Origin of the sequence: Pontibacter arcticus, from assembly GCF_003284895.1 — a bacterium.
GTDB lineage: Bacteria > Bacteroidota > Bacteroidia > Cytophagales > Hymenobacteraceae > Pontibacter > Pontibacter arcticus.
Genome location: NZ_QMDV01000002.1, coordinates 639460 through 665527 on the forward strand (window position 1 = coordinate 639460; position 26068 = coordinate 665527).

Consider the following 26068-nt stretch of genomic DNA (forward strand, 5'->3'; position numbering starts at 1 on the left):
TTCTCTGTTTAGTTATTGGACTGTAATGGTACCCAGTGCGCGCTGCACATCCAGTTTGCTGGAAAGTACATTGTACAAGGCATTGTAATAATTAAGTTGGGCCGTTCTGAGGTCTGTTTCGGCTACGATCAGGTCAAGGTAGGTTTTAATGCCTTCGTTGTACTGCAGCTTGATCACATCATATACTTCCTCTGCTATTTTTACATTGCTTTGCAGCGTCAGCCAGTCGTTGTAATCGCTTTTATAGCTGGCCATGGCTGTCTGGTATTCGGTGTTGATGCGGCGCTCCAGATTCTGCTGTTCCACATCCAGGCTTTGCTGCTGCAACTGCGATATTTTTACATTCTGTATTCTGCGGCCTCCCTGGAAAATAGGAATACCGACCTGTAAACCAACTGCCGAAGTAGGGTAGGACTGGTTGTACAGATCAGAGAACTCGGCACTGAAGAAGGTAGGGTTGTAGTTAATAAAAGCAGAGGCGGTCGGCAGAAATCCCCAGCGGTAATAGCGGGTATTCAAGTCCTGTAGCTGCTTTTGCGTTTGCAACTGACGAAACTCCACGCGGCCGCCATACGCTACTTGCTGGGTGGTATCTACCAGTATATTTTCTTCCATCTGCTTGTAATCGTAGGCCAGCGTGAGGGGAGCACCTAACGGAAGGCCCATCAGTTCCTGCAGGTAAGCGGTGCTTGCCTTAATTGTTTCCTGGGTACGCTTGCGGTCGGCGCGAATGCTGTTAAGCGTAATGCTGGCGCGCTGGTAATCTGTTTTATCTACCAATCCTTGTTCGTATTGCGCGCGGGCATCTCTGTATTGCTTTTCCTGGCGTGAAATGTTCTCGTTCAGGATACGAAGCTGCTCCTGGCTTAACAGAATATTGAAAAATGCTTTGCTTACTTCTACCACCGTATTGATCTGGGTGGCCTGCGTGTTCAGGTCAAGGGCTGTTCTGGTAAACCTGGAAGCACGCGAGGCAAGGAGCAGGTCGTTGCTGTAAAGCGTCTGGTTAGCCTGTAAATTAATGTTGGAGTTATACTTTTGCCCGATCGTGATGACCTGATCGCCGAATACACTTTGCTGGCGCCTGATGTTGTGCGAAAAAGCGTAATTGGCTGCGATCTGCGGTAGCCACCCCGATAAATTTGCTTTGATCTCGCGTTCCCCGATCTCTTCGTTTAAGCGCGCCTGTTGTACAGCGGGCTGGTTTTCCAGCGCAAACTGAATGCATTGTTCCAGCGTGAGGTTTTGCGGGGCTGTGCTGTCTTTTACCTGCGCATGCAATAAAGCGGGGTATAGTAACCCGACGAGCAGCAGCAATCTTATGTGTCGTATAAAATTCATGAAATGGAAAAGGATAGTATAAAGTTGATATAATGTAGTATAACTATTTGAAGTACAATGGTTAAGGAACGTCAAATCCGGTTAGGGGTTTTGCCATTCATACTTTTTAATATTGTTTAAACATCAATACAGGCAAACAGTAAAACCTATACTTTGTTATGAATTAATCTCGCTGGTTTTCTGCGACATCCCGTCCCAGAGAATCTGTACTACCAGTTCCAGGTCGGCAGTGGCCAGGTTTAATTTTCCGATGCCGTATACTTTGGCCAGTGAAATAGCATTGCCATGCGCCAGCATGCTTAAGATCTGGGGGGCAACCGGACGCAGCTGCCCTGAGTTAATACCTTCCTCAAAAAAAGCATGCAGCAGTTCATCCAGCTCCGAAGGAATTGACTTTGCTTTTTCGGCGTAAGGAGAATTCACAAACTGCTCAAAAAAACAAAGTACGCTGGGGTTGCTGGTGTAGTACGTATAAAAGGCAAACCACAGCGCAAAAAACCGTTCCTGATAGGTAGCATCCGGCTTCTGGCTTTCTCTTACCACCTGTATAGCCTGCTGCTTCAGGTAGGAGTAGAGCTCGAAAATCAGACTATCCTTGCTTTCGAAATAATGGTAAATGGTGCCCGCTGCAACGCCTGCTTTTTTGGCTACCATACTCATGGGCGTGCCATGAAAACCATTTACTTTAACCAGCGCAAGGGTACTTTCAAGTATCGCTTTTTTCTTTTCTGCTAAGTTTTCCATCCCACAACCTGTCTTAATTGAATGTTCATTCGGGAGCAAAGGTAGTTTTATTTTAGGATACAGAATCTCTTTTCAGGAAAAATAATGTAGATACACAGGTTGTGTCAGGTTAATTTCTGTGTAAGAAACTGCATGTGAAGGCCAACCGGCAGCTTAAATTTTAGAAATTATGGACTTCAGGGGTAGCGTTTTCCGGAAACAAATGCGTTAACCCGGTAGCTGGCTTGCCCGGAAAAAAAGGCGCAGTAGAAGGATTGCCCGGGTACATAGTGCCGGAATACTGGAGCTTGTGCATTTTGCCATTATGCGATACCAGCAGATCGAGATACCCATTCGTTTTGGTATCCGCAATAATAAAAGGGCCGCCCGAAACCGAAAAATCGCCCAGCACTTTGCCACTGTTATCAATTAAAAGATACGTGCAGCCCCCAGAACCGCAGAAGTATGAACTCTGGAAACCGATCAGGTATTCCATACTTCCATCGTCGTTCAGGTCGGTGGTGGCGTACTGGAATTTGCGTTGCTCGGAGGTCATGTCTTTCAGATCTTCTTTTAGGAGGTTGTTGCGCAGATAGCCTTGCAACTTCTGAATTTCTGCTTCGCGGGCGGCCATACTATCCGCAGGCTGGCTTGCAGCTGAATCAGGAAGTGTAATCGGGTTTTCGGATTCTTCGGGTTGCGCGCCGTTCTCTAGTTTCCGGGAATTATCGCAGCCGGCAAGTATAAACAAGCAAAGGAAGGCAGAAAGTAACTGTTTTTTCATAGTGTGGTGTATGCGGGTAAAGTATAAAGTTAAGCTGAAAGTAATGGTTACGATTTAAAAGTATAGTTGGAAGCTGTATAGCGTTATATAATGCTATTGTTTTAGCTGCCCCTGTTATATGTTATCATCAGCAAGCAATTAAAGGTTAAAGTATAGTTGTCGGTGAAAACACACAGCAACGGCAGGATGTACTTTTTACGATTTAAAAGTATAGGCTTATAGTACTAACTGCTGAAATAACTGGTTGATCTTTTCTTCGGGATCTTCGCAGAGGCCGGGGTGAACCGGTGAAGTTTGCACGATGGTACTGCGGGTAGCCGTTAACCACCTGAAACGCGAGGCAATTGGCAACTGCCCAATGGTGCCACCTTCCGAACGGCCTTTGCAGATACGGTCGAAAGCCTGTAGTCGTTCCTGCAGCTCGTCCATATCCAGTTCCGGAGAAAATGCCTGTACGCGGGCTTCGTTCAGGGTGCATCTGGTTTGCAGAAAGCCTTTGCCTGCACAGTACAATATAACGCCCACGTTCATAAACTCTTCGCGCTCTACCCGGGGTACCACCCGGATAACGGCATACTCAAATAAGTGCTTTTCTTGCATCTTGGGCGGCATTTACAAAAACTTCGGAATGGGAGAGTCGGGTTGTCAGAAAATCGAGGTAAGCCTGGCGATGCTCTTCAGGGGTTTCGAAAGGGGCATCCACCAATAACCAATGGTCCGGAATAAGGGCCACAATGGCTTTCAGTTTCTCCGGCGAAAGTATGGCTTTAAAGGCTTCGTCTGTTTCGGAGAGGGCTTCGGCGCGGGGCAGCAGCACATGGTCTTTTACCTGCGCAAAAGGTTTTTTCGCCTGCTCTACCCAGTTGTGCCAGGAGTGATGAAAGTATAAAGCCGCGCCGTGGTCGATCAGCCAGAGTTCTTTGTGCCACATCAGCATGTTGGTATTGCGGGCGGTGCGGTCTACGTTATTCAGAAAGCAATCGAGCCATACAATGCGCGAAGCCAGTTCGCTGTCTACTTTGGTAACCAGCGCATCAAAGGTAATGGCACCGGAAAGGTAGTGCAATGCTAAATTTAAGCCTTCGCTGGCGCGCAATAGGTCCTGAATTTCTTCGTCGGGTTCGGTGCGGCCAAAGGCTTCATCCAGCGTCATGAACACAATTTCCGGTACTTTAAAGCCCAGCAAGCGCGCCACTTCGCCCCCGATCAGTTCAGCGATCAAAGCCTTTACGCCCTGGCCGGCTCCCCTGAATTTGAGCACATACATAAACGTATCGTCAGCTTCCACGATGGCAGGCAGCGAACCGCCTTCGCGCAGCGGCGTGACATACCGCGTTACATCCACTGTCCGGAGTTCGGGTTGGTTATAGGTCATGAATTGGTCGTACGGATGATTATATAGTTATTGTTGCTTGGTTTTTTGCTGGCTAACATTTTATTTTTCTTGTTTTCTGCAAGTTATTAGCCAGAATTTTTGTGAGGGTCTGTCCCCCATATTCTTGGCAGGTTCCTCTATCTCTTTTAAATCAATTATGCCATACTTGCCAAATTCTTCTTTTATAGAATCTGAATTATATAAGAATAACTGAACACCATGCCTGGTTTCAAATCTGTCCTTGCTTAATTCTACCCCATTCCCATAAGTAGCATCATTTTTTGATATTGTCACAAAAACCATGTACCCATCAGGCTGCAGTTGATTGTAACAATCGGTAATGAGCTTAACCCGCTCTTTTTTATCTAACAGATGGATTAAAGCATAGCAAAAAATCCCATCGTAAAATTCCTGGTCAAATGGCATCGCACTAACAGAACCGTGGTACACTTTTACATTCTTACCATAATGCTTTTGGGCCAGGGCAATGGCGGTTTCTGAAATCTCGATTCCGGTTACGTTGAATCCAGCATCGGTAAATACCTTTGCATTTCTGCCATAACCAAACCCAGGTATTAAAATCTTGTTAAGCCCTTTTTCTCTAAATAAGCTTAGGGTTGCAATAGCAGCATCTGCAGGCTCAAAGCCCCACATAGTGTTTTTATCTCTAAAGCTTAATTCCCAAAATTCTGCCATAATATTTCCTTAAAATTCAAAATAAGAAGATATTTATTTTTGCTTGTAGCTGCTGATGTTCTTCTTACGTTTATTTGACGCATAGACAATTAATGTGTCCTCAAATATATTGTCATTGTATGGAAATTATGAAATATCAGAAATATGACAACTATCGAAATATAAAACCAGCGTCTATAGGGCAGATTTAAATAAAATGAATTTCCGATCAGTCCGATTCCTGTTAACCATAACAATGGGGTGTATGCAGGTGCCATAAAACCAAAGATGTTACTACTCCATCTGCTGTCAGGAAAGTAAATCAAGACAAGCCAAGAGCTAAAGTATAATATTGTCCCGCACACATATAAAATAAGTCCCCGTTTCTGCGTCGATGTTGAAAAGCTTAAAGGCATCAGTAAAGTAAACACGAAAACCAATGTCCTTGAAATATTTTCAGCATATGCTAACAAAGCAGGAATGTCTTTCCAAAATATATCGGGTTGATAGTCTTTGGGCAATTTGTTTGTGAAGGCAATATTCCATATCATAATTGGAAGTATCAAGAGGAAACAGCTATGCAAATATTTATTTATAGCGTCAATATTCATTCTATCGTCAATTATGTCGTGTCTGTTGTGCACGGCTGTTGTTGTCTTACACCTCGCGCTAACGTACTGGGAGAGGTTATCGGCCGAGACTGCAATTTACACAAGTCAGTTAGTCAAAGTTTTTCTATATTTCTAGTTTTAAGTAGCTATAATATTCTTGCTTGGGAATACCGTTTATTTCCAGCACTCTGTCTACAGGAATAATCTGGATTATTATTGAACTTGGCGATTCCCAGTAGAAATCATTAGGTGGTCATTCCTGCTGATTTATCTCAATGAACTTGGATAGGTTCTGTCCATTTTCCTCTATTCTAAATATCTGAATCCCGAGGGGAGTCCCTTCCAGTCCGTATGGCATTGAAAGACTGACTGACATTTTTTTGTCGCGGGAGATATAAGGCCTAGTCCAAGTAGTATCTATTCTGCCTGTTGCTTTGTCAAACAGAGAGCATTCATAATGCTCTCAGAAGTAGCCCTCTACAATAAATTTATTGATTGACTTAATTTGCCCAGCAAACTTGTATTTCCTTATTTCATCATCATCGGATTCGGGGCTGTTCAATTTGTCTTTGAAAGCTGTTAGAGGTTTCCACTTTCCGTTTTTCAAGACTTCAATTATACCGTTTCTCTTCCGTGAATTGAGAGTTTCTGGTGTCAGCGCGTCTGAACTTGCCTTTTAGCCTAATCAAAATCTGCTTTTATCGCCTTATCAACAGAGTACTGATCAGCCGCTTCTTCCTTAACATCGGCTGGATTTTCAATTTCGCTGGTTACCTGAATATTTTCTTCTGCCATTGCAGTTTCAGCTGGTTTGTTACTACAGCTAAATACGAATGTCAATAACAGCAAATGCAGAATTTTTTTATTTTTAAAAGTGTGTTAACAATTAGGCTAAACAACGGGCTAGGACGTCGGCCGAAGAATGGCGATTAGGTGTTGTTGGGCGTAGTACGTTATTTTATAAGGTTGTCATAAACTCTATCCATTATGTCACGAACCAATTGGCCATTTTGATGATTCGACAGTACAACTATAGCAATATCATGTTTTGGAGAATATCTGATTAGTGTTGAGTTTCCAAATGTGTCGCCATCCTTTTGAAAGTATTCTTCAGTAATTTCCCAACCCAAACCAATTCTTTTATTCAAATCATGGTAGTACGTAAGTTGGGTGAGTTCAACCGCTTCACGTATCTCTGAGGCTTGAAGGTGCGCTTTCAAATACTTTAATAAGTCCACAGCATTTGATCTTAATCCCCCTGCAGGATTTACATGATTTAAAATTATATCATCTTGTACCTTGCCTCTCTGGTCATATAATCCTGCTCTATTTTGTTTATTAGAGGCAATTTGAAAAGTTGTGTATGACATGTTGAATGGTTTCAAAATTTCATCCTCAACCAAAAGTTCGTAATCCCGGTGGTTTCTTTTTTCTATTATGAGGCCCATCAGGCTAAAAGCGTAGTTATTATATTGATAAGTACGGTAGCTCGCTAAAGTATCTGTATGTTTTAGAATAGAATAGAGATACTTTTCAGTAACAAACCGATAGGGATTTTTTGAATCCCTTGTAAGTAACTCAGCCAAGTATTTATCACTGCTTAGATTAGGAAGACCTGACTGGTGAGAAACCAAATCGGTAAGTTTAATTCTTTTCTGAAGATTGCAAGCAAGTAATACAGAATCTGGAAGGTATAGATCTAAGAAATCGTCTTTTGAGAAGTGCCCTTTAGCAATTTCTTTTGCTAATAGGAGTCCTGTAAACGTTTTAGTGGCAGAACCTATCTCGAAAATAGTTAAACTATCCAATTTGGCTTTACCGTTTTTATAGCGGTTACCTGATTCATAATATGAATTTTTACCATTTTTAAAGACTCCTACAACTATTCCAGTTTCGGGATATTTTATTTTTGTGACCTTAATAACTGAATCAATGCTATTACCTTGAGAAAAAGCATTTGTCAGTATAGAAATTAGGATAATTGTTAATAGGTAATATTTCATTTTAATATTTTTGGATAGATGGTGTTCTCGGTTCATTCATTATTACATCTAACGTCTAGTAGAAACGAAGCCGTCGGCCGAGGTAAGGTTTATACAGTGTTCTCAGTTGTTATTTTATAAAGTTCGAAGAGATGTAAACTATCAGAATTAGTATTGAGATGATGGTGAGTGTATATTTCCTTTGTCGATGTTTTGTTATGTATCCGTCTTTCTTCATATCCCAGTCACAGAGCATTTCAAGCAGCACATGGTGAAAGTCGAAGATGAAGTCATGCCACTCAAAGGCTTCTTTTGCTCTTCTCTTGGCAGCTATTACCTTTTTCTTTTTGTCATAGCGGTTTAGCACTGCTCCCTTATTATTCACATAATTAACTGGAACATTCCTAATCAACAATTCCTTCTTTGCCTGTTCAACGGCCAATGGGTTCCACTTATCCGGAAAGTTGGCAATCCTGATTAATTCGTCTGTCGCGCGGTCGCTTATTGGAGGTTTGAATTCCATAAATATTACTTACTACAACGGTCTCGGACAGGCAACGGGTGAGGCATTAGCCGAACATGATGCCTGTGCTGTGTTGGCAGATTTAATTTTTAATACGTTTCCAGAAATTCATCCAGCACATCTTCATCGTCAAAGTTCAGCACAGCTTGAGCTATTTTTATTTGTCTTTTTGATGCTGCTAACGCTGACAAGGCTGCTATTGTAAATTCCAAGTCCCATTCTCTTTTCTTTGCTGAATCTACGAGTTCAGGTATTTCATTTAAGGAATCTAAGTATGACTCCACATATTCTTTAGGTATTTGTGGATTCTTCTTGTGCCTTTGAACTTCAATGACCGCTATTAAACCCAACATATTCGCACTAATCATACCTTTGTCTTTAGCTATTCTGATTAAATGAGGAACAGCAAAATAAGAAGCTAAACCAACATTTCCCTGATGATGCAATTCGTCCCATAGCTCTGCAAGTATATCATCTACTTCTTCAGAGCTATTCGTCTCTTCCAGTCTTCTTAGGGCAATAGAAGCGTTGTAAGGCGTTCTGTATCCACCTTCAAGCTCTTTCCACTCTGGGTCATTTAGCTGAATCATTTCTAATAGTTCTTATACCTGCCAACGTACTGGTATAGCAGATGGTAAGGCGTAGCCGAAGCATAACAGCTATACTTTGTTGTGTGTTGTTGTTCTTAGTCCAGTTCCCGATAGTAGACTTTTTCCCTGACAAATCTATCAAAGCTTGGCAGGTTCATACCCAACGGCTCATGATTGTCCTGAAACCAAGCATGCAGTTCCCTTACCTTCTTATTCTCTGGCTCCAACTTCATCATGTGCTGCACCAGAAAATAGGCATCGTCCGTGATGTTGTTCTCATAGCGAAGCTTTGCCAATAGGAACATCGCTGCCACATTTGCAGAATCGGCTCTCAGGCTTCCCCGAAGGAGCATATCATACACATTGTTGTGGGAGTTGTACCTATTCTCAAGAAAGACTGCTAATGGAACAATATCATAAGTGTTAGTATAGTCATAGACAAACTCTCCTACTTCAGCAAGGTACGGTTCATATCCAGGTCCTTCTGACATTCCAGGAGCCACGTCTATTTTGAATATGGCTGGGTATAGTTTCTCCGCTGCTTCAAACTCGTTGTTGAGTACCAGGTTCACAAAGGCTAAGGATGAATCCCTTTTAGCTTCTAACGCCTCGGGCGATGCATAGTCTTGGAAGCAAAAATCAGGAGCTTGCTTTTGTTGAGCAGAACTGCAACCATTCAAAGCAGCAAGAAAAATGATTAGGGTAAGTTTAATCTTCATTGAGGTATTTTATTTTTGCTATTGCACACAACGGCCTCGTGTAAAAAACGTGTGAGGCCGTCGGCCGAAGCATGCTTTTTACATATTGTTATGCCCTGTGTTTTTATTGGTTATACTTAAAGAATTTTAGTGTTCTTGTTACTAAGTCTAATTTAACAATACCACCTCTTATTCCTAAATAAACATTTTTGTCGTCCAAAACAGCTATTGAGTTTGGGTATAAGCTATTCCAGAAAGTATCTTTGAGTACTAATTCTTTCTTTAAGTCTTGGATTATGTAGAAATTACTGTGAGCAGCAATAAGAATTATGTCCTTATCAAATGCTACTGCTTCTGGCGCATCTTCAAACTCAAGCACTTTCCTATATTTGAACTTTTTGTTTGAAAACTCAAGCTCAAATAAAGCTCCCTCACTGATTACTCCATGCGCAAGTCCTTCGATAAAGTATATTTTATTGTTGAAGTGAAAAATTGAATTAATGTTTCCTTCTTTTATTTTCGTTACCTTCTCTGGGGTGTTATTTGGTCTATAAATTAATTCTCCGCCCCATTCTCCATTATCAGTACCTATAAGTGTTCCGCCTTTAATTGATAACTCATATTTTGGTGTATCCTTTGCTCGAAATATTTGAGGACTTCCATTTACATTTTTTACCTCAAATTCATGTTTTGAATGATTAAGATTATACCAATTAGGGCTTGATACTTCTGGGAGATTTGTTTCTACAAATTCTGTTAGCTTATAAGTCTGTCCAGTTGCAACCAAGCTAAAAAGTAAGAATGGTAGTATTGTAAATACGGTTATAGTTTTCATTTCATTTTTAGCATTGGGCATAACTACTGGAAAAGCGTAAACATACGGTTATTGGCGCTATGTCCGAAGTCGTCTATAACTTTTTGAAATGCTATTAACATCTTCCAGAATGGATTAAAGGCTATTTTCATCTGTTTTTGTATTTCAGTTATCTAATATAGCCATTTCTTAATAAGCATGAAACGTGTTTCTAAAATAGTCACGCCATGTAAAGTATAAAGCATCATCCCAAAAAACAGGTACTAAATCCGTTCTCCCGCACCAATTCTCTCACTATAGCAACTAAGCTGTAATTTGCAGGAATAGAAAGATAGTAACTTTTAAATAATTAGTTTACTTAAAATAATATTAAAGTTAAAAACAAAGAAATAGCTTAACCGATTATATCCGTATATACCCGGTTATATTCGGATATAATCGTCTAAAACAAAAACACCCCGACTAGACCATAGACGGGGTGTTTTTAAAGTATAAAAACCAGCTTAGTTAACTAGTTCGGCTTTCTCTTTTTTCTCACGCTTTTTGCGCTCTTTGCGGGTTTCCTTTTTAGCAGGCTTGGCTTCTTCTTTCGAACGAGCATCTACCTGAGCTAAGCCGGAAGTATTATCTGTTACCAGAGTCATCTCTTTAACGAGGTGCCCGGCACCGGCAAATTTATCAACAATAAATAGCATGTAACGCGCATCAATAGAAATATTACGTACCTGCTCCGGGTTGTACACGATGTCGCTCATGGTGCCTTCCCAGTTGCGGTCGAAGTTGGTGCCAATCAGCTGGCCGTTGGCATTGATAACCGGAGAACCAGAGTTACCACCTGTGGTATGGTTGGATGCTATAAAAGCAACCGGCATTTCGCCATTTACACCGTAAATACCGTAATCCTTTTTCTCGTACAGTTCCTTCAGCTTGGCAGGGATGGCGTAATCTTCGGCAGCACCAGTTTCAGCTTTTTCGATGATGCCTTCCAGGGTAGTGTAGTAGTTATACTTCACGCCGTCCAGCGGCTCGTATGGTTCTACTTTGCCGTAAGCTACACGCAACGTAGAGTTAGCATCCGGGTAAAACTTCTTATCGGTCTGCATTTCGCGAAGGCCGGCTACGTAGTTTCTGTACAGCAAACTCAGGTTATCGTTAACCGAAGTATAAGTTGGCAGCACGTTGGTTCTATAGTAAGCACCAATGCTGGCAGCCAGTTGAATGGCAGGGTCAGCTTTCAGCGATGCAGTTTTACCGGCTCTCACATCAGCTATCAGTTTTTTAACACCGGCCTCTGAAGTTAAAGCAGATTTGCTGTACACGTCGTCCGCATACTTGGCAAAATCGCCTTTATACTTCTGCGCGAAGGTTTTAAACGCTTCCGGGTGCATTTTAGCGTCGATGTTCTTGTAGTACAGGTCCAGCAGGGCAGCAAACACTTTTTTATCGGAAGGGGCATTGTAGTTCTTAAAGAAGCCGGCAGCGCCTTTTTCAGTTCGGTCTAACAACGCGTTTATTTCTTGCTGCGGCGCTTTGCTGTCTACCATTTCCTGGAGGCGCACAAAGTTGTTGGCGTAGTTAATCAGTTCCACACCGTAGGCTGCTTCGGTAATATAATCCCTGGAGATGGTGATACCTTCCAGCGCCTTGTAGTTCTTCTCGAAATCAGCTAACAGGTTGCCATACTTTTGCTGGCGTGCCGGATCGGCGGCTACCCACTGGGCAAACTGCTTTTCGAGTTGCTGCTTTTTCTCGATGGCGTTGGCCTTGCGTATGCCACGGTTCTCACCGATCCACTTTTTCCAGTAGTTGGCGATACTCGCATACTTGGCCGCATACTGAATACGAACGGCGTCAGAAGCTTTCATGTCCTTGTCTAGGATGTTGAGCTTGGTTTCGCGGATGTTAATTTTGGCCGGGTTCGATACTTCGTACAGCTCTTTTACAGCATGGGAGGTAAGGTACTCGTTGGTGCGTCCCGGGAAACCAAATACCAGCGTAAAGTCATTTTCCTTGATGCCACTTAATGAGATGGGCAAATGGTGCTTTGGCTTGTAGGGTTTATTATTAGGCGAGTAATCGGTGGGTTCGTTGTTAGCTCCGGCGTAAATACGGAAAAGCGCAAAGTCGCCGGTATGGCGTGGCCACATCCAGTTATCTGTATCCCCACCAAATTTACCGATAGAGGACGGCGGCGCACCTACCATGCGAATATCCTTGAATGTTTCGGTTACATACATATAATACTCCTTGCCAAAGAAGAACGGGCGGATAACCGTATTATAGTGTGTGCCCGCTGTTGCCTGCTCGCTTACTTTGGCAATATTGCGTTGCACGATGGCTTCGCGTTCTGCTTCAGTTTTTGCATTGCCTGTGCCTTCCAGAATCTGCTTGGTCACGTCTTCCATGCGCACGATAAAGGTAGCAGTCAGGCCCGGGTTTGGCAGTTCTTCGGAGCGGTTCATGGCCCAGAAGCCGTTGGTCAGGTAATCTTTTTCTACGGAGCTGTGCGATTGTATCTGGCCGTATCCACAGTGGTGGTTCGTAAGTAAAAGTCCTTCCGAAGAAATGATCTCGCCGGTGCAGCCACCACCAAACTGTACGATGGCATCTTTCAGGCTTGATTGGTTTATACTATAAATATCGTCTGCAGTGAGCTTGAAGCCCCTTTTCTGCATATCCGATTCGTTTAGCTGCTTCAGGAGCAAAGGCAACCACATCCCTTCGTCGGGGCCGGCAGTTGTCAATCCCAGGCTCAGGCAGGCAGCTGCAAAAAAAGCTACTATGCGTTTACTGATCATGATTTAGTTTAGCGTTAGTCTTAAAAATTTGCCTCAAGTTAATGAAAAATAATTTGAAGAATTGGAGATGAAGAAATTTGGAAATTGGATGGATCAGGAAAGAGCAGCTGCTTTTTGCGCGTAGTAAAGTATACTTTAATGATTTTGAATGGCCAAAACAGATTTTATTTTAAACTGCCCTCGCTCGCGTCCCGCGCGCGAGGGCGAAGGTTTTAAAAAATAATTCTTTAATAGAATCCTGTCAATCTCATTAGTATACAGATAACTTTTACGCAGCTTCAGTTCATACTTTTAAGAGATAAAAGTTTACCTTTACAGCCATGAGACCACTAATTGCACCTTCTGTACTTGCTTCTGATTTTGCTAACCTGCAATCTGAAGTAGAGATGCTTAACCGCAGCGAAGCCGACTGGCTGCACATCGATATCATGGATGGCCGTTTTGTGCCGAATATTTCGTTTGGTTTTCCGGTAATGGAAGCGATCAAGAAGCACGCCCAGAAACCGATGGATGTGCATTTGATGATCGTGGAGCCGGAGTTGTACATCGAGCGTTTCCGGGCAGCTGGTGCTGATGTGATTACGGTGCACCTGGAGGCCTGCCACCACCTGCACCGCACCTTGCAGCAAATTAAAGCGACTGGTGCCAAAGCGGGCGTGGCCCTCAATCCGCATACTTCCATCAATCTGTTAGAGGATATTATCACCGATGTGGATGTGGTTTGCCTGATGTCGGTTAACCCGGGTTTCGGCGGACAGAAATTCATCGAAAATACCTACCGTAAGATAGAAGCATTAAAGAACCTGATTATTTCGAGAAATGTTGATACGTTAATTGAAATTGACGGTGGTGTGAACAAGCAGAATGCACCTTTGTTACTGAACAGCGGAGCCGATGTGCTGGTGGCTGGTAACTTTGTGTTCTCTTCCGAAGACCCGATCCGAACTATTGCCGATCTCAAGAAGCTATCAAACTAATTTATACTTGCTGATGCTGAAATACCTGTCGGTGTGGTTGTTTATACTTTTGCCCTTCGGTATTTCAGCCCAGCAGCTTACTATTTCTGGCACCGTACTAACCCCGGTACGCGAGCCGCTCGAACTTGCCACTGTCGGCATAAAAGGAACTACAACCGCCACCCAAACTGATGCTTCCGGCAAGTATAAATTAACGGTTCCAACTACCAGAACTGTGGTGCTGCAGGTGCGTTACCTCGGCTACAAAGACCAGGAGCGTTTACTTGAAAGTATAACTCAGAACCAACCGATCGATTTTATACTGGAGCCGGACCCGCGCCAGCTCGGAACAGTAGACGTGGAAGGCCGCAAAGACCTCTCGTCGCGCGACCAGGTTAGCGTTACCAAACTCGATCCGCGCCAGACCAAAAGCCTGCCTTCTGCCTTCGGCGATTTTAACAAGATCCTGGTTACACTTCCTGGCGTCAGCAGCAACAATGAGTTATCTTCTACCTACTCGGTGCGCGGCGGCAATTATGACGAAAACCTAGTGTATGTAAACGGCATCGAAGTATACCGTCCTTTTCTGATCACGGCAGCACAGCAGGAAGGCCTTAGCTTTGTAAACCCCGACCTGGTCAGTAACATCGAATTCTCGTCTGGGGGCTGGCAACCAAAGTATGGCGATAAGCTCTCGTCGGTGCTGGATATCAAGTATAAACAACCCAAAACATTTGCAGCTTCTGTAACAGGCAGTTTAACAGGCGGCGCCTTGAATCTGGAGTCGGCCTCAAAAAACAAACGCATTTCGTATCTGCTTGGTGTTCGGCACAAAAACGGGCAATACCTATTGCAGGGTTTGCCCCAGGACGGCGACTATCAACCCATATTCTCGGATGCGCAGGCTTTTGTAAGTATTGATCTGTCCAAAGATACGCTGCAACGTGGCCGTACAACCTTAGGAATCTTAGCCAATTACGCACAGAACAATTACCTGGTAGAACCTACTTCCCAAACTACCACTTTTGGCACGCAGCAAACACCGCTTCGCCTTTTTGTTGGGTTTGATGGGAGGGAACTGATGGAGTATAAAACAGTACAAAGCGGGTTAAATCTTTCGCATCAGTTTACCCGCAACTTTGTATCTGAACTCATCTTATCAGTGGTACAATCCAGGGAGCGCGAATTCCGTGATCTGGAAGCAGGGTACAGGTTGTGCGAACTCGAAAATGGCTTAACCACCTCAGCAGAGTGCCAGCAAATAAGAGGCATCGGAAGCCAGTATGACAATGCCCGCAACACCTTGCTGGCAAGAATTCTGACGCTTGAAAACCGGAACAGCCTGCAGTTAAGTGCGCGCAGCCAGTTGCAGTTTGGCCTTAAAACGAGTTCGGAAAGTATAGAAGACCAACTGGCAGAGTATGGCTTCACGGATTCGGCTGATTTTGTAACGCCTGCTTACTTTCTGAACTCCAGCCTCAACCTGAATTCGGTGCGTTTTAACGGATATGTGCAGCATACCTACCAGCTCGATTCGCTTAAAACCCTGACTTATGGCGTACGGATGAGTTACTGGGATTTTAACCGGGAATTTACTTTTACGCCTCGCGTTCAGTATTCCTTTATCACGCGCCGGAACCCGGATCTTTCCTTTAAAGCGGCCATCGGTTTATACTATCAGCCACCATTTTACCGCGAACTCCGAAACCAGCAAGGCGAACTTAACAAAGAATTGAAAGCCCAACGCTCGCTGCACGCTATCGTAGGTTCGGATTATTTGTTCACAGCCTGGTCGCGCCCTTTTAAACTGACATCCGAAGTATATTACAAGCACCTCACCAATGTTATTCCTTACGACATTGATAATGTGCGCCTGCGTTATAATGCCCTTAACAATGCCAAAGCCTATGCTGCCGGCCTCGATCTGCGCGTGAACGGTGAGTTTATTCCGGGTACAGAATCGTGGCTTAGCCTGGGAATCCTGACAACAAAAGAAAATGTACAGGGAGATTCTGTATCAATTTATACTTCAGGGCAACAGCTGGTAGGCAAGAAGGAGCAAGGCTATATTCGCAGGCCATCGGACCAGTTACTGAACATCGGTGTTTTCTTTGAAGACCATTTGCCTAACAACCCTACGATCCGCATGAACCTGAATTTGGTGTATGGGAGCGGTTTGCCGTTTGGGCCGCCACGCAATCCGGAGTATCGCAATGCCTTTGATGGCAAATCGTATAAGCGTGTGGATATTGGCTTTTCGAAGTTGCTGGTAATTGAAGGCGACCTGGAATCGAAAAACAAAGCTTCGCTTAAAAGCCTTTGGATCGGGCTGGAAGTCCTGAACCTGATCGATGCGCAGAACAGGGTATCATACTCGTATGTCGAAGATTTTAACGGGGTAACTTACGCTGTACCCAACTACCTGACCGGGCGCAGGCTTAATGTCCGTTTTATAGCGCGGTTCTAAGTATAAAGTATAAACAGAAACGGGCAACCATAAGAGGTTGCCGTTTCTGTTTATACTTTCAAAAAGCTTAATTCATTTTGTGCTTCTTCCAGTCGTTGTAAGCAGATTCTATATCCGGTGCGTAGGTTTTATACTCTTCCGGATCGGTGCTACCCAAAGCAATGGCCTTTGCTGTTAAGGTTGCCGCCATCTGGAATTCGTTGTTCTGGGCATATAACCGGGCTTTAATCCAGTTATTCAAAAATGTCTCTTTTATCGCAATCGATTTGTTGATCCACTCCAGGGCTTCCTGGTGGTGTTGCTTGCGGGGCAGCATGTATTCAGCGCATTGCGCCAAAGTATACCAATCATCTGGCTTTGCTTTTGCGATGGCCTGCTTGATGTTGGCCAAGGCTTTCTTTTCAATTTCGGTCTCAATTGGTACGGATACTTTGGTGCTTTCCCATATCAGGTTCAGGTTGCCAGTATTGGTATTGATCTCAGAAAAATTGAATTGCATAGTTTCTGTAAAAGTATGCTGTTGCGGCTTCACCGTGAAATAAGCCACATCATCCAGTTCGTTATAGCCTTCCAGACCCCAGAGCGTGGTGTCTTTGTTCAGGACGATGTTCCAGGTAGAATCATTATCCGGAATAACAAAAAGCGAGTAGGTTCCGGCCGGTACACGTTCCTGGTTAAAGAAAAGATCATCGGTAAAACTGATCAGGGTTGCTTCGTTTGCGCCGGCTCTCCAGATTTTGCCATAAGGTACAAGTCCGCCAAAAATCTTTCGTTTTTTTACGCTGGGGGCATGGTAGCGTACTATAATATCCGTAAGGCCGATGGTTTGTTTCAGGTAAGCGGCTGGGCTGGCCTGCGGAAGCTGCACCTGTGCTATGCTTTGCCCGAATGGGGTAAAACAGAGTAAAATAAAGAAGCAAAGGCAAAACTTTTTCATAGTAACCGGGTATATACTTTTGTTCAAATCAGTTTTCTGAAACTAATGGCCTTTAAAAATGATGCCATTTAATAGTAAACGCTATGTTTTTTTGTAAAATTATACTTAAAAAACTTTTTAAGCTAATATCAGCCTGAGCAATAGCCTTTTGAAACACTTGGCGTAATTAAATACAGCCATTGTGTTAAGGAAATAGCTAAAAAGTTTTTTTATCTGAAGAAATCACTTTCCTTTGCAGGAAGTTAATGAACACCTCTCTCGTACATAGCGCTCTTCTTTTGCCGGCCACGCCAGTTGCCGCAGTTGCTGCTGTACATTTTCATCACATCCATCATTCCTCGTAAGAGGAATAATAAGATCATATCGCCCCCGTGGGTTTTGCCCATTCGGCCTTTGTTTAAAACAATAGGCTGGTCCTTTTTGTATCTATCTTTTCTATCCTATATTATCAAACCGTATGCTTCGTTTAGCAATTCAAAAATCCGGACGCTTAAGTGACGATTCGCTTAATTTGATCCGTGAGTGTGGTATTTCTTTCGTTAACAGCTCCCTAAAACTTAAAACAGAATCAACTAATTTTCCGCTGGAAATCCTTTTTCTACGCGATGATGACATACCGGGCTATGTAGCTGATGGTGTAGCAGATATCGGAATAGTAGGCGAAAATGTTCTGGTAGAAGAAGGCAAGCAGGAACTGGTTGTAGAACGGCTGGGCTTCTCCAAATGCCGTTTATCGCTGGCCGTGCCAAAAGGCACCGACTATACTTCGCTACAGGACCTGCAGGGCAAAAGCATTGCCACATCCTATCCAAACTTGTTACAGGCTTATTTACAGGAGCAGGGCGTAGAAGCTCACATTCACACCATCAGCGGTTCAGTAGAAATTGCGCCAAGTATAGGCCTGGCCGATGCGATCTGCGACATCGTAAGTTCGGGCAGCACCTTAATTAGTAACGGCTTACGCGAAGTAGAGCGCATCTTTAAATCAGAAGCGGTACTCATCTCTAATAGTAACCTGAGCGAAGAAAAGAAGGAAATACTGGCTAAACTGATGTTCCGGGTGCATGCCGTACAGCGCGCGCAAAAAGCAAAGTATATCCTGTTAAACGCTCCCAACGACCGCATCGACGAGATCAGCCGCTTACTGCCGGGTGCAAAGTCGCCGTCCATACTTCCGTTAGCAGAGGAGGGCTGGAGCTCCTTACACTCTGTTGTTAATGAAGATGATTTCTGGGAGATCATTGAGAAGCTTAAAGGTGCCGGTGCACAAGGCATCCTGGTTGTTCCGATTGAAAAAATGATCATATAACGATGCAGCGTATACTTAACCCGAACCCATCGGAGTGGGCTGCCCTTACCAAACGCCCCACCCAAAACCTGGAAGACCTGGAGCCCGGCATCCTGGAAACATTTCAGTTGGTAAAAGAAAAGGGCGATGCTGCTTTACGAGAACTTGCAATAAAGTATAACGGTGTTATGCTGGATAACCTGCTTGTAACAACAGAAGAAATTGCAGCTGCAGAAGCGCAACTGGAACCTGAACTTAAAAGCGCTATTCTACAAGCTTACAGCAACATACAGCTTTTCCATGCGCAGCAAGCCGAGCCCATCAAACAAATCGAAACCATGCCCGGCGTAACCTGCTGGCGCAAAAGTGTTGCCATTGAGAGAGTTGGTCTTTACATTCCGGGTGGTACGGCTCCGTTGTTTTCTACGCTCCTGATGCTGGGCATACCGGCAAGTATGGCAGGTTGCCAAGATATTATACTTTGCACGCCACCATCCAAAGACGGCGCTATACATCCGGCTATACTTTACACGGCTTCGTTACTGAACATTTCACGCATTGTAAAAGCAGGCGGTGCTCAGGCCATTGCGGCACTTGCATTCGGTACCGAAAGCGTTCCGGCGGTCTACAAGATCTTCGGACCCGGAAACCAGTATGTAACTGTTGCCAAGCAATTGGTTAGCAAAGCCGGTATTGCCATCGATTTGCCTGCCGGCCCGTCTGAAGTTCTAGTGATTGCCGACGAAACTGCAAACCCGGCTTTTGTAGCAGCAGACCTGTTGTCGCAGGCAGAGCACGGCCCGGATTCGCAGGTTATACTTTTAACAACTTCTAAAAGTATACTCGACCAGGTAGAAACAGAGCTGAAAGCCCAGCTGGAAGTATTGCCCCGTAAAGAATTTGCAGCCAAGGCGTTAAGCAACAGTTTAGGAATTGTGTTACGCGATACCGATGCTATGCTGGCCTTTTCTAATCAGTATGCACCCGAGCACCTTATACTTTCTATTTCCGATTTCGAAAGTGTACTGGATAAGATCGTAAATGCCGGTTCGGTTTTCCTGGGTAATTACAGCCCTGAATCTGCCGGCGATTATGCTTCGGGTACCAATCATACGTTGCCAACAAACGGCTATGCCCGTGCCTATAGTGGTGTTTCATTGGATAGTTTTGTGAAAAAGATCACGTTCCAATACATCTCCAGAGAAGGGTTGCAGCAGATTGGCCGCACGATAGAAGTAATGGCCGAAGCAGAAGGATTGCAGGCTCACAAAAATGCAGTAAGTATCAGGCTAAAAGAGATTTCAGATGTTTAACTTAAAGGAAATTATACGCCCGAATGTGCTGAAGATGAAAGCCTATTCTTCGGCACGCGACGAATTTAAAGGCACTGCAGAAGTGTTTTTGGATGCAAACGAAAATAACCTTGGCAGCCTGGCCGGCGAGAATTATAACCGCTACCCGGACCCGCAGCAAAAGGCCTTAAAAAGCCGTATCGCTGAAATTAAAGGCGTGCGTCCGGAGCAGATCTTTTTAGGTAATGGCTCTGATGAAGCAATCGATTTGCTGTTCCGGATGGTATGTACACCGGGTCAGGACAGCATGCTGCACCTACCGCCCACGTATGGCATGTACGAGGTTTCGGCTAACCTGAACGATGTTCAACTGGATGCCGTGCAGCTAACTTCTGATTTCCAGATACCGGTGAAAGAAGTACTGGCAAGTATAAAACCTACCACCAAGCTCCTTTTTATTTGCTCGCCAAACAACCCGACAGGCAACCTGATCGAGCCTGAAAGTATAGAAACGCTGCTGGATAACTTCGACGGTTTAATTGTGCTGGATGAAGCTTATGCCGATTTTGCAAATGCCGGCAGCTGGACAAAACGGCTTGATGAATTCCCGAACCTGGTGATCCTGCAGACTTTTTCGAAAGCATGGGGAATGGCAGGCTTACGCCTTGGTCTGGCCTTTGCTTCCGAAGAAATAATTAGCTTTTTAAATAAGATCAAGCCTCCTTATAACATCAACGAAGCCACGCAGAAATTGGCTTTGCAAGCGCTTCAGCATACCGAAGGCTTGTGCGATATGGTGGAAGAAATTGTTCAGGAACGCGAATTGCTGATGCTGGCATTGCCAGGTCTAGCTACTGTTGAGAAGGTTTATCCATCTGATGCCAACTTCATTTTGATTAAAGTAAAAGATGCAGATGGGCTTTATAATTATCTATTAGACAAAGGTATCGTTGTCCGAAACCGCTCTACCATAAAAGGGTGCGAAGGCTGTCTGCGCATTTCGGTGGGCACGCTGGAAGAAAACCAACAACTTTTACAAGCAATCTCGGAATTTAGGTAAGCTAACAATCTAACACATGAAAAAAGTATTATTTATAGACCGGGACGGGACGATCCTGGAAGAACCTAAAACCGATTTCCAGGTAGATTCTTTCGAGAAGTTTTCTTTTCTGCCTAAATGCATCAGCAACCTGGCTAAAATAGCTGCCGAGCTGGAGTTTGAATTAGTGATGGTAACCAATCAGGACGGACTGGGCACAGCATCTTACCCCGAAGAAACTTTTTGGCCTTACCAGAACAAGATGCTGGAGATCCTGCAAAGTGAAGGTATCGAATTTACAGATATCCTAATCGACCGCAGTTTTGAGCATGAAAACCTGGAGACCCGCAAACCAGGCATCGGTATGATGACAAAATATTTGTCCGGCGAATATGATCTGGCAAACAGCTATGTGATCGGTGACCGACTGACCGATGTGAAACTGGCTGAAAACTTAGGTGCAAAAGCCATCTTTATAGGTGAAACGCCTGCGGAAGCAGCGGCGTTGACAACAACCAGTTGGGATGAAATTTATACTTTCCTGAAGCTGCCGCAACGTACGGCCACCATTCGCCGCCAGACTTCCGAAACCGATATTCTGATCAACCTGAACCTGGACGGGACAGGCAAAATGAACATCATTACCGGCCTTGGTTTTTTCGACCATATGCTGGAGCAGCTTGGCAAGCACGGCAAACTCGACCTGGATATTCAGGTAAAAGGCGACCTGCACATAGACGAACACCATACCATTGAAGACACAGGCCTTGCGCTAGGGGAAGCATTCTTACAGGCACTCGGCGATAAGAAAGGCATTTACCGTTACGGCTTCTTACTGCCCATGGACGAAGCGCTGGCACAGGTTGCCATCGATTTTAGCGGGAGGCCGTGGATTGTGTGGGATGCAGAATTTAAGCGGGAGAAAGTAGGAGATATGCCTACCGAAATGTTCTTTCACTTTTTCAAATCTTTCAGCGATACCTCCAAATCGAACCTGAACATTAAATCAGAAGGACAAAACGAGCATCATAAGATCGAATCGATTTTTAAAGCTTTTGCGCACGCTATACGCAATGCTGTGCTCCGTAACCCACAAGACCAAAGTATACCCAGTACGAAAGGTACTTTGTAAGAATTGAAAGTATAAAAAGAAAGCCTGCTGTAAAATTAACGGCAGGCTTCCTTTTTATACTTTGTTTAATATTTAAGATACTCTCAACCAGTCTTTTGCCAGGTCAATATCATCGAAAGTCTTAATTAAATCAGGTCTTTCGGTGTTTTTGATTGTTTTATCAGTAGATAAGCGGCTTAAAATGCTCGGAGAATAGATCCAGGCAAACTGTTTTAAACCAGCTTCCTGTAAGGCCGGAAACCATACTTCGCCAACCCATCTGGCAGCTGCCGACCAAATACCTTCTACCAGCGTATTATCATTTACAATCCTGGTAACCTTATTCTCCTTTACGTAATACAGTATTTTTTCGCACTCTGCTACTACATTCTGATGTCCTACTATGCCACGCCATTCCACATACAACCAATCATCCTCCAGGTTCAATTCGATTGTTATGTATGAAGTAGCGTAGAGCAGTATTTTATCGTGCGAATCCATTATGCTTAAATAGTGATTTCAAAACTAAGCATAAAACAATTATGAGTCTACTAATTCAGAAAAAAAGGATATTTAATTGGTACGACAACGCGTTTTTAAAGACAAACTCCAAGCTTCATCCAAACATAAAACCAGTCAATCTGTTAGCTTTTATAGTTGATCTGGCTGCGTGTAGTATAAAGTATAAACTTGATTTGACAGCTTATTGAAATAAAAAATAAAATAAAGTATAAATAAAGTTTGCACTTAACGTATCAGCTTTTACATTTGTGAAATCGGGGAGTAAAAAAGCCCTGCTCTTAAAACAGAAACAATGGTTCAGAATCTTCATATGGCATGGTGGTGGCACGTTACAAAAAGTATCGTGAACAGCCGTGCTATGGATAGGAAGAACTAAACCGACACCTATATACCATCAAAGGAATTTAAAAGCCTGCTGTTCATCGGAACAGCAGGCTTTTTTTGTTTTTACAGGATTTTGTTAAACCATGAAGTATAAAATTACCACCACTTATAAAAGGCTACTTGCAGATACCCTGACGCCGGTAAGCGTTTACCTGAAGCTGCGCGACCGCTATCCGAACAGCCTGCTCCTGGAAAGCTCCGATTATCATGGCTCCGAAAACAGCTTTTCGTATATCTGTTGCAGCCCGATGGCAAGTATAAAAGCTGAAAATGAAGTGCTGACGGCTACTTCCCCGGATGGTTTTGTAAAGCAAACCCCAATCACAAAACAAGTAAACGTGCCGGAACAACTTTCCCGTTTTACAGGCAGTTTCGAGACCGACAGTAATAAATTCAGCTTCATCAGCAACGGTTTATTCGGGTACATGAACTACGATGCGGTGCGTTACTTCGAGGATATTGAGTTGGCAGAACGCCTGGACCGACAGCAGATCCCGGATATTTACTATGCTATTTACCGCTATATCATCGCCATTAACCATTTCACGAACGAGGCCTTTATTTTCGCGCATAGCTACAATGAAACGGACGAAAACGGCATTGCCCAACTCGAAGCGTTACTGAACAGTCGCAACATTCCGAGTTATACTTTCAAAACAACAGGCCAGGAAGGTTATAACATCAGCAGCCAGGCTTTTCTGGAGAACATCAAAAAAGCAAAAGCACACTGTTTCCGGGGCGATGTTTTCCAATTAGTATTATCGAGGCGGTTTGTGCAGGCGTTCCGGGGGGATGAGTTTAATGTGTACCGGGCCTTGCGTTCTGTTAATCCATCGCCTTATCTTTTCTATTTTGATTATGGCAGCTTTAAGATTTTCGGTTCATCGCCGGAGGCACAACTGGTTATAAAAGACGGGAAAGCCAGCATTTTCCCGATTGCAGGTACTTTCCGCAGAACAGGAGACGACGCCGCAGACGCCGCACTGGCCGATAAACTGTTAGCCGACCCAAAAGAGAATGCCGAACACGTGATGCTGGTAGACCTTGCCCGGAACGACCTGAGCCGCAATGGCCACAGCGTGCAGGTTGAGACGTTTCGCGAAATTCAGTTTTATTCACATGTCATTCACCTCGTTTCCAAAGTATCCGGAACGTTAAATAATCAAAATGATGCCTTGCAGATGGTGGCCAGCACGTTTCCGGCAGGTACACTTTCGGGCGCGCCAAAACATAAAGCCATGCAATTGATTGATACTTATGAAACCACAAGCCGAGCTTTTTACGGCGGCTGCATCGGGTTCATGGATTTTGAAGGCAATTTCAACAGCGCTATTATGATCCGGTCGTTTCTGAGCAAAGATTACAACTTATTTTACCAGGCTGGCGCTGGCATTGTTGCCGCCTCCGATGAGGAAAGCGAACTGCAGGAAGTTGACAATAAATTAATGGCCCTTCGTAAGGCTTTACAATTAGCACAGGAGATTAATTAAAATGCAGGTTCTGGTAATTGACAACTACGATTCGTTCACTTACAACTTGGTGCATTTGCTACAGGAACTTGAGGCAGAAGTAACAGTGCGGCGCAACGATAAAATCACGCTGGAAGAAGTGGATGCTTATGATAAAATCATGCTCTCGCCTGGCCCTGGCATTCCGGATGAAGCCGGTTTGCTCAAGCAGATCATTCAAACCTATGGCTCAACTAAAAGTATGTTTGGTGTTTGTTTAGGACATCAGGCAATAGGCGAGGTATACGGTGGCAAGTTATTTAACAGCAATGAAGTATGGCACGGTATTGCCTCACCTGTAAGTATAGTTAAGGAAGATGAACCACTCTTTCAGAACCTGCCAAGCTCGTTTGCAACAGGCCGTTACCACTCCTGGCTGGTAAGTCAACAATTACCAGATTGCCTGGAAACAACAGCCGTAGATGCTGCCGGAAACATCATGGCGCTGCGCCACAAAACCTATGATGTGCGGGGCGTACAGTTTCACCCGGAATCAGTACTGACGGAGCATGGGAAGGAGATGCTGCGAAACTGGCTCCTTATTAGTTAGAAAGTTAAAAAGTTGCAAGTCGTGCTACATGTGTCGTGATACCTGATACTAAAAACAAAAATGAAAGAAATATTAAATCACTTATTCGAACATAAAACACTTACAAAGGAGCAGGCTGAGGAAGTACTGGTGCAGATAACGGCCGGAAAGTATAACCAGAGCCAGATTTCCAGTTTTCTGACTGTTTTTATGATGCGAAGTATAACCGTGGATGAACTTGAGGGTTTCCGGAATGCACTGGTTAACCTTTGCCAGCGCGTAGACCTGGACGCGTACGACCCAATGGACCTCTGCGGAACGGGCGGAGACGGCAAAGACACTTTTAACATTTCTACTTTGTCGTCTTTTGTAGTGGCGGCTTCGGGCATTAAAGTAGCCAAGCACGGTAATTACGGGGTGTCTTCTTCCTGCGGTTCGTCTAACGTGCTTGAGGCGTTGGGGATCCGGTTTACTACAGATTCAGGCAAGCTGGAGCGAAGTATAGAAAAGCACAACATTTGTTTTCTGCACGCGCCACTGTTTCATCCGGCCATGAAAAGCGTTGGGCCTATCCGAAAAGATTTATCTGTAAAGACATTCTTTAACATGCTTGGCCCGATGGTGAACCCGGCCTTTCCGAAAAAGCAATTGGTTGGCGTTTTTAGTCTGGAACTGGCGCGCATGTACGGTTATTTGTACCAGCAACAACCCGATGTGCAGTATACTATTCTGCATACGCTGGATGGTTACGACGAAATTTCCCTGACAAGCCCATTTAAAGTAATTTCAAATAACAGAGAAGCTATGTTGGATGCTGGTTCGCTGGGATTGCCTCAGTTGCAGCAAGAGCAGATCAAGGGCGGATCGGGCATTCAGGAATCAGCGGAAATCTTTATAAAAGTATTGAAGGGTGAAGGAACAGCAGCCCAAAATGCCGTGGTAGCCGCCAACGCGGGTACAGCCATTCACTGCGCCAGAACGGAAATTGGTTTGAAAGACGCAGTAGCCGAAGCGAAAGAAATACTTGAATCCGGCAGGGCTTACAGCTTATTTAACAAACTGATAGCAGACGAAAAGCTGGTGACGGCTTAAGTCAAAATTCATTCTTAGAAAAAACATAA

Annotated in this window: 24 protein-coding genes; 9 read left to right on the top strand and 15 right to left on the bottom strand. The window is 44.1% G+C overall.

Annotation, left to right across the window (positions count from 1 at the left end; translation table 11 throughout):
- Positions 1 to 12 precede the first annotated feature (12 nt).
- From DP923_RS07915 to DP923_RS07970, 12 genes are all read right to left on the bottom strand, one after another.
- Positions 13 to 1341, bottom strand: a complete 1329-nt coding sequence (locus DP923_RS07915) for a TolC family protein (RefSeq protein WP_112305295.1) — start codon at positions 1339 to 1341, stop codon at positions 13 to 15.
- Positions 1342 to 1497: 156 nt separating this feature from the next.
- Positions 1498 to 2085 carry a TetR/AcrR family transcriptional regulator gene (locus tag DP923_RS07920; protein WP_112305296.1) on the bottom strand — a complete coding sequence of 196 codons (588 nt, stop codon included), beginning with the start codon at positions 2083 to 2085 and terminating at the stop codon, positions 1498 to 1500.
- A gap of 160 nt (positions 2086 to 2245) precedes the next feature.
- Positions 2246 to 2848: a hypothetical protein gene (locus tag DP923_RS07925; protein WP_112305297.1), complete on the bottom strand. Its 603-nt coding sequence runs from the start codon at positions 2846 to 2848 to the stop codon at positions 2246 to 2248.
- A 216-nt stretch (positions 2849 to 3064) separates the two neighbouring features.
- Positions 3065 to 3448 (bottom strand): DUF3037 domain-containing protein, encoded by a 384-nt coding sequence (locus DP923_RS07930; RefSeq protein ID WP_112305298.1) that lies wholly within the window; start codon positions 3446 to 3448, stop codon positions 3065 to 3067.
- The gene (locus tag DP923_RS07935; RefSeq protein ID WP_112305299.1) at positions 3426 to 4223 is read right to left on the bottom strand and encodes a HipA family kinase; all 798 of its coding nucleotides are present in this window, start codon (positions 4221 to 4223) and stop codon (positions 3426 to 3428) included. Before DP923_RS07935 ends, DP923_RS07930 begins: the two co-directional genes overlap by 23 nt.
- 60 nt (positions 4224 to 4283) lie before the next feature.
- Complete coding sequence (locus DP923_RS07940) at positions 4284 to 4919, bottom strand: class I SAM-dependent methyltransferase (protein ID WP_112305300.1); 636 nt, start codon at positions 4917 to 4919, stop codon at positions 4284 to 4286.
- Positions 4920 to 6462: 1543 nt separating this feature from the next.
- Positions 6463 to 7548 (bottom strand): serine hydrolase domain-containing protein, encoded by a 1086-nt coding sequence (locus DP923_RS07945; protein WP_112305301.1) that lies wholly within the window; start codon positions 7546 to 7548, stop codon positions 6463 to 6465.
- 73 nt (positions 7549 to 7621) lie between these two features.
- Entirely contained in the window at positions 7622 to 8014 is a 393-nt protein-coding gene (locus DP923_RS07950) for a hypothetical protein (RefSeq protein WP_112305302.1), read from the bottom strand.
- Between the two features lie 89 nt (positions 8015 to 8103).
- Positions 8104 to 8604, bottom strand: a complete 501-nt coding sequence (locus DP923_RS07955) for a hypothetical protein (RefSeq protein ID WP_112305303.1) — start codon at positions 8602 to 8604, stop codon at positions 8104 to 8106.
- 95 nt (positions 8605 to 8699) lie between these two features.
- The gene (locus DP923_RS07960) at positions 8700 to 9323 is read right to left on the bottom strand and encodes a hypothetical protein (protein ID WP_112305304.1); all 624 of its coding nucleotides are present in this window, start codon (positions 9321 to 9323) and stop codon (positions 8700 to 8702) included.
- A 103-nt stretch (positions 9324 to 9426) separates the two neighbouring features.
- A complete protein-coding gene (locus DP923_RS07965; protein ID WP_112305305.1) occupies positions 9427 to 10158 on the bottom strand; it encodes a hypothetical protein in 732 nt (243 codons plus the stop codon).
- Between the two features lie 461 nt (positions 10159 to 10619).
- Positions 10620 to 12914 (bottom strand): S46 family peptidase, encoded by a 2295-nt coding sequence (locus tag DP923_RS07970; RefSeq protein WP_112305306.1) that lies wholly within the window; start codon positions 12912 to 12914, stop codon positions 10620 to 10622.
- Between the two features lie 320 nt (positions 12915 to 13234).
- Between DP923_RS07970 and rpe the strand changes: the two genes are divergently transcribed.
- Complete coding sequence (gene rpe, locus DP923_RS07975; protein ID WP_112305307.1) at positions 13235 to 13891, top strand: ribulose-phosphate 3-epimerase; 657 nt, start codon at positions 13235 to 13237, stop codon at positions 13889 to 13891.
- Between the two features lie 13 nt (positions 13892 to 13904).
- On the top strand, positions 13905 to 16337 hold the full coding sequence (locus DP923_RS07980; protein WP_112305308.1) for a TonB-dependent receptor: 2433 nt from the start codon (positions 13905 to 13907) through the stop codon (positions 16335 to 16337).
- A gap of 67 nt (positions 16338 to 16404) precedes the next feature.
- Here the strand turns inward: DP923_RS07980 and DP923_RS07985 are convergent, their stop codons facing one another.
- The gene (locus DP923_RS07985; RefSeq protein ID WP_112305624.1) at positions 16405 to 17274 is read right to left on the bottom strand and encodes a DUF2911 domain-containing protein; all 870 of its coding nucleotides are present in this window, start codon (positions 17272 to 17274) and stop codon (positions 16405 to 16407) included.
- Between the two features lie 242 nt (positions 17275 to 17516).
- The gene (locus tag DP923_RS16670) at positions 17517 to 17660 is read right to left on the bottom strand and encodes a hypothetical protein (protein ID WP_165838164.1); all 144 of its coding nucleotides are present in this window, start codon (positions 17658 to 17660) and stop codon (positions 17517 to 17519) included.
- 71 nt (positions 17661 to 17731) lie between these two features.
- Between DP923_RS16670 and hisG the strand changes: the two genes are divergently transcribed.
- The 4 genes from hisG to hisB are packed head-to-tail and all read left to right on the top strand — an operon-like array spanning position 17732 to position 22025.
- On the top strand, positions 17732 to 18583 hold the full coding sequence (gene hisG, locus DP923_RS07990; RefSeq protein WP_112305309.1) for an ATP phosphoribosyltransferase: 852 nt from the start codon (positions 17732 to 17734) through the stop codon (positions 18581 to 18583).
- Between the two features lie 2 nt (positions 18584 to 18585).
- Complete coding sequence (gene hisD / locus DP923_RS07995; protein WP_112305310.1) at positions 18586 to 19875, top strand: histidinol dehydrogenase; 1290 nt, start codon at positions 18586 to 18588, stop codon at positions 19873 to 19875.
- Positions 19868 to 20914: a histidinol-phosphate transaminase gene (hisC, locus tag DP923_RS08000; RefSeq protein ID WP_112305311.1), complete on the top strand. Its 1047-nt coding sequence runs from the start codon at positions 19868 to 19870 to the stop codon at positions 20912 to 20914. The genes hisD and hisC overlap by 8 nt, the downstream gene beginning before the upstream one ends.
- 16 nt (positions 20915 to 20930) lie before the next feature.
- Positions 20931 to 22025, top strand: coding sequence for a bifunctional histidinol-phosphatase/imidazoleglycerol-phosphate dehydratase HisB (gene hisB / locus DP923_RS08005; protein ID WP_112305312.1), 1095 nt, complete (start codon positions 20931 to 20933; stop codon positions 22023 to 22025).
- A gap of 72 nt (positions 22026 to 22097) precedes the next feature.
- Here the strand turns inward: hisB and DP923_RS08010 are convergent, their stop codons facing one another.
- Positions 22098 to 22505: a hypothetical protein gene (locus DP923_RS08010; RefSeq protein ID WP_112305313.1), complete on the bottom strand. Its 408-nt coding sequence runs from the start codon at positions 22503 to 22505 to the stop codon at positions 22098 to 22100.
- A gap of 488 nt (positions 22506 to 22993) precedes the next feature.
- On the opposite strand from DP923_RS08010, the gene DP923_RS08015 reads away from it, so the two are divergent.
- Genes DP923_RS08015 through trpD form a run of 3 tightly spaced genes read left to right on the top strand, consistent with a single transcriptional unit; the run spans position 22994 to position 26039 of the window.
- Entirely contained in the window at positions 22994 to 24400 is a 1407-nt protein-coding gene (locus DP923_RS08015; protein WP_112305314.1) for an anthranilate synthase component I family protein, read from the top strand.
- Position 24401: 1 nt separating this feature from the next.
- Positions 24402 to 24968, top strand: a complete 567-nt coding sequence (locus tag DP923_RS08020) for an anthranilate synthase component II (RefSeq protein WP_112305315.1) — start codon at positions 24402 to 24404, stop codon at positions 24966 to 24968.
- Between the two features lie 60 nt (positions 24969 to 25028).
- Positions 25029 to 26039, top strand: a complete 1011-nt coding sequence (gene trpD, locus DP923_RS08025; RefSeq protein WP_112305316.1) for an anthranilate phosphoribosyltransferase — start codon at positions 25029 to 25031, stop codon at positions 26037 to 26039.
- Positions 26040 to 26068 lie beyond the last annotated feature (29 nt).

What these genes read in the sequence shown, in the direction of transcription:
- DP923_RS08020 (WP_112305315.1), top strand. Translation starts at nt 24,402, where the DNA reads ATGCAGGTTCTGGTAATTGACAACTACGATTCGTTCACTTACAACTTG.
- DP923_RS07955 (WP_112305303.1), bottom strand. Translation starts at nt 8,604, where the DNA reads ATGATTCAGCTAAATGACCCAGAGTGGAAAGAGCTTGAAGGTGGATAC.
- DP923_RS16670 (WP_165838164.1), bottom strand. Translation starts at nt 17,660, where the DNA reads ATGGGCAAAACCCACGGGGGCGATATGATCTTATTATTCCTCTTACGA.
- DP923_RS07980 (WP_112305308.1), top strand. Translation starts at nt 13,905, where the DNA reads ATGCTGAAATACCTGTCGGTGTGGTTGTTTATACTTTTGCCCTTCGGT.
- DP923_RS08015 (WP_112305314.1), top strand. Translation starts at nt 22,994, where the DNA reads ATGAAGTATAAAATTACCACCACTTATAAAAGGCTACTTGCAGATACC.
- DP923_RS07985 (WP_112305624.1), bottom strand. Translation starts at nt 17,274, where the DNA reads ATGAAAAAGTTTTGCCTTTGCTTCTTTATTTTACTCTGTTTTACCCCA.
- hisD (WP_112305310.1), top strand. Translation starts at nt 18,586, where the DNA reads ATGCAGCGTATACTTAACCCGAACCCATCGGAGTGGGCTGCCCTTACC.
- DP923_RS07935 (WP_112305299.1), bottom strand. Translation starts at nt 4,223, where the DNA reads ATGACCTATAACCAACCCGAACTCCGGACAGTGGATGTAACGCGGTAT.
- DP923_RS08010 (WP_112305313.1), bottom strand. Translation starts at nt 22,505, where the DNA reads ATGGATTCGCACGATAAAATACTGCTCTACGCTACTTCATACATAACA.
- DP923_RS07965 (WP_112305305.1), bottom strand. Translation starts at nt 10,158, where the DNA reads ATGCCCAATGCTAAAAATGAAATGAAAACTATAACCGTATTTACAATA.
- DP923_RS07925 (WP_112305297.1), bottom strand. Translation starts at nt 2,848, where the DNA reads ATGAAAAAACAGTTACTTTCTGCCTTCCTTTGCTTGTTTATACTTGCC.
- DP923_RS07970 (WP_112305306.1), bottom strand. Translation starts at nt 12,914, where the DNA reads ATGATCAGTAAACGCATAGTAGCTTTTTTTGCAGCTGCCTGCCTGAGC.
- DP923_RS07945 (WP_112305301.1), bottom strand. Translation starts at nt 7,548, where the DNA reads ATGAACCGAGAACACCATCTATCCAAAAATATTAAAATGAAATATTAC.
- trpD (WP_112305316.1), top strand. Translation starts at nt 25,029, where the DNA reads ATGAAAGAAATATTAAATCACTTATTCGAACATAAAACACTTACAAAG.
- hisB (WP_112305312.1), top strand. Translation starts at nt 20,931, where the DNA reads ATGAAAAAAGTATTATTTATAGACCGGGACGGGACGATCCTGGAAGAA.
- rpe (WP_112305307.1), top strand. Translation starts at nt 13,235, where the DNA reads ATGAGACCACTAATTGCACCTTCTGTACTTGCTTCTGATTTTGCTAAC.
- DP923_RS07960 (WP_112305304.1), bottom strand. Translation starts at nt 9,323, where the DNA reads ATGAAGATTAAACTTACCCTAATCATTTTTCTTGCTGCTTTGAATGGT.
- hisG (WP_112305309.1), top strand. Translation starts at nt 17,732, where the DNA reads ATGCTTCGTTTAGCAATTCAAAAATCCGGACGCTTAAGTGACGATTCG.
- hisC (WP_112305311.1), top strand. Translation starts at nt 19,868, where the DNA reads ATGTTTAACTTAAAGGAAATTATACGCCCGAATGTGCTGAAGATGAAA.
- DP923_RS07950 (WP_112305302.1), bottom strand. Translation starts at nt 8,014, where the DNA reads ATGGAATTCAAACCTCCAATAAGCGACCGCGCGACAGACGAATTAATC.
- DP923_RS07915 (WP_112305295.1), bottom strand. Translation starts at nt 1,341, where the DNA reads ATGAATTTTATACGACACATAAGATTGCTGCTGCTCGTCGGGTTACTA.
- DP923_RS07920 (WP_112305296.1), bottom strand. Translation starts at nt 2,085, where the DNA reads ATGGAAAACTTAGCAGAAAAGAAAAAAGCGATACTTGAAAGTACCCTT.
- DP923_RS07940 (WP_112305300.1), bottom strand. Translation starts at nt 4,919, where the DNA reads ATGGCAGAATTTTGGGAATTAAGCTTTAGAGATAAAAACACTATGTGG.
- DP923_RS07930 (WP_112305298.1), bottom strand. Translation starts at nt 3,448, where the DNA reads ATGCAAGAAAAGCACTTATTTGAGTATGCCGTTATCCGGGTGGTACCC.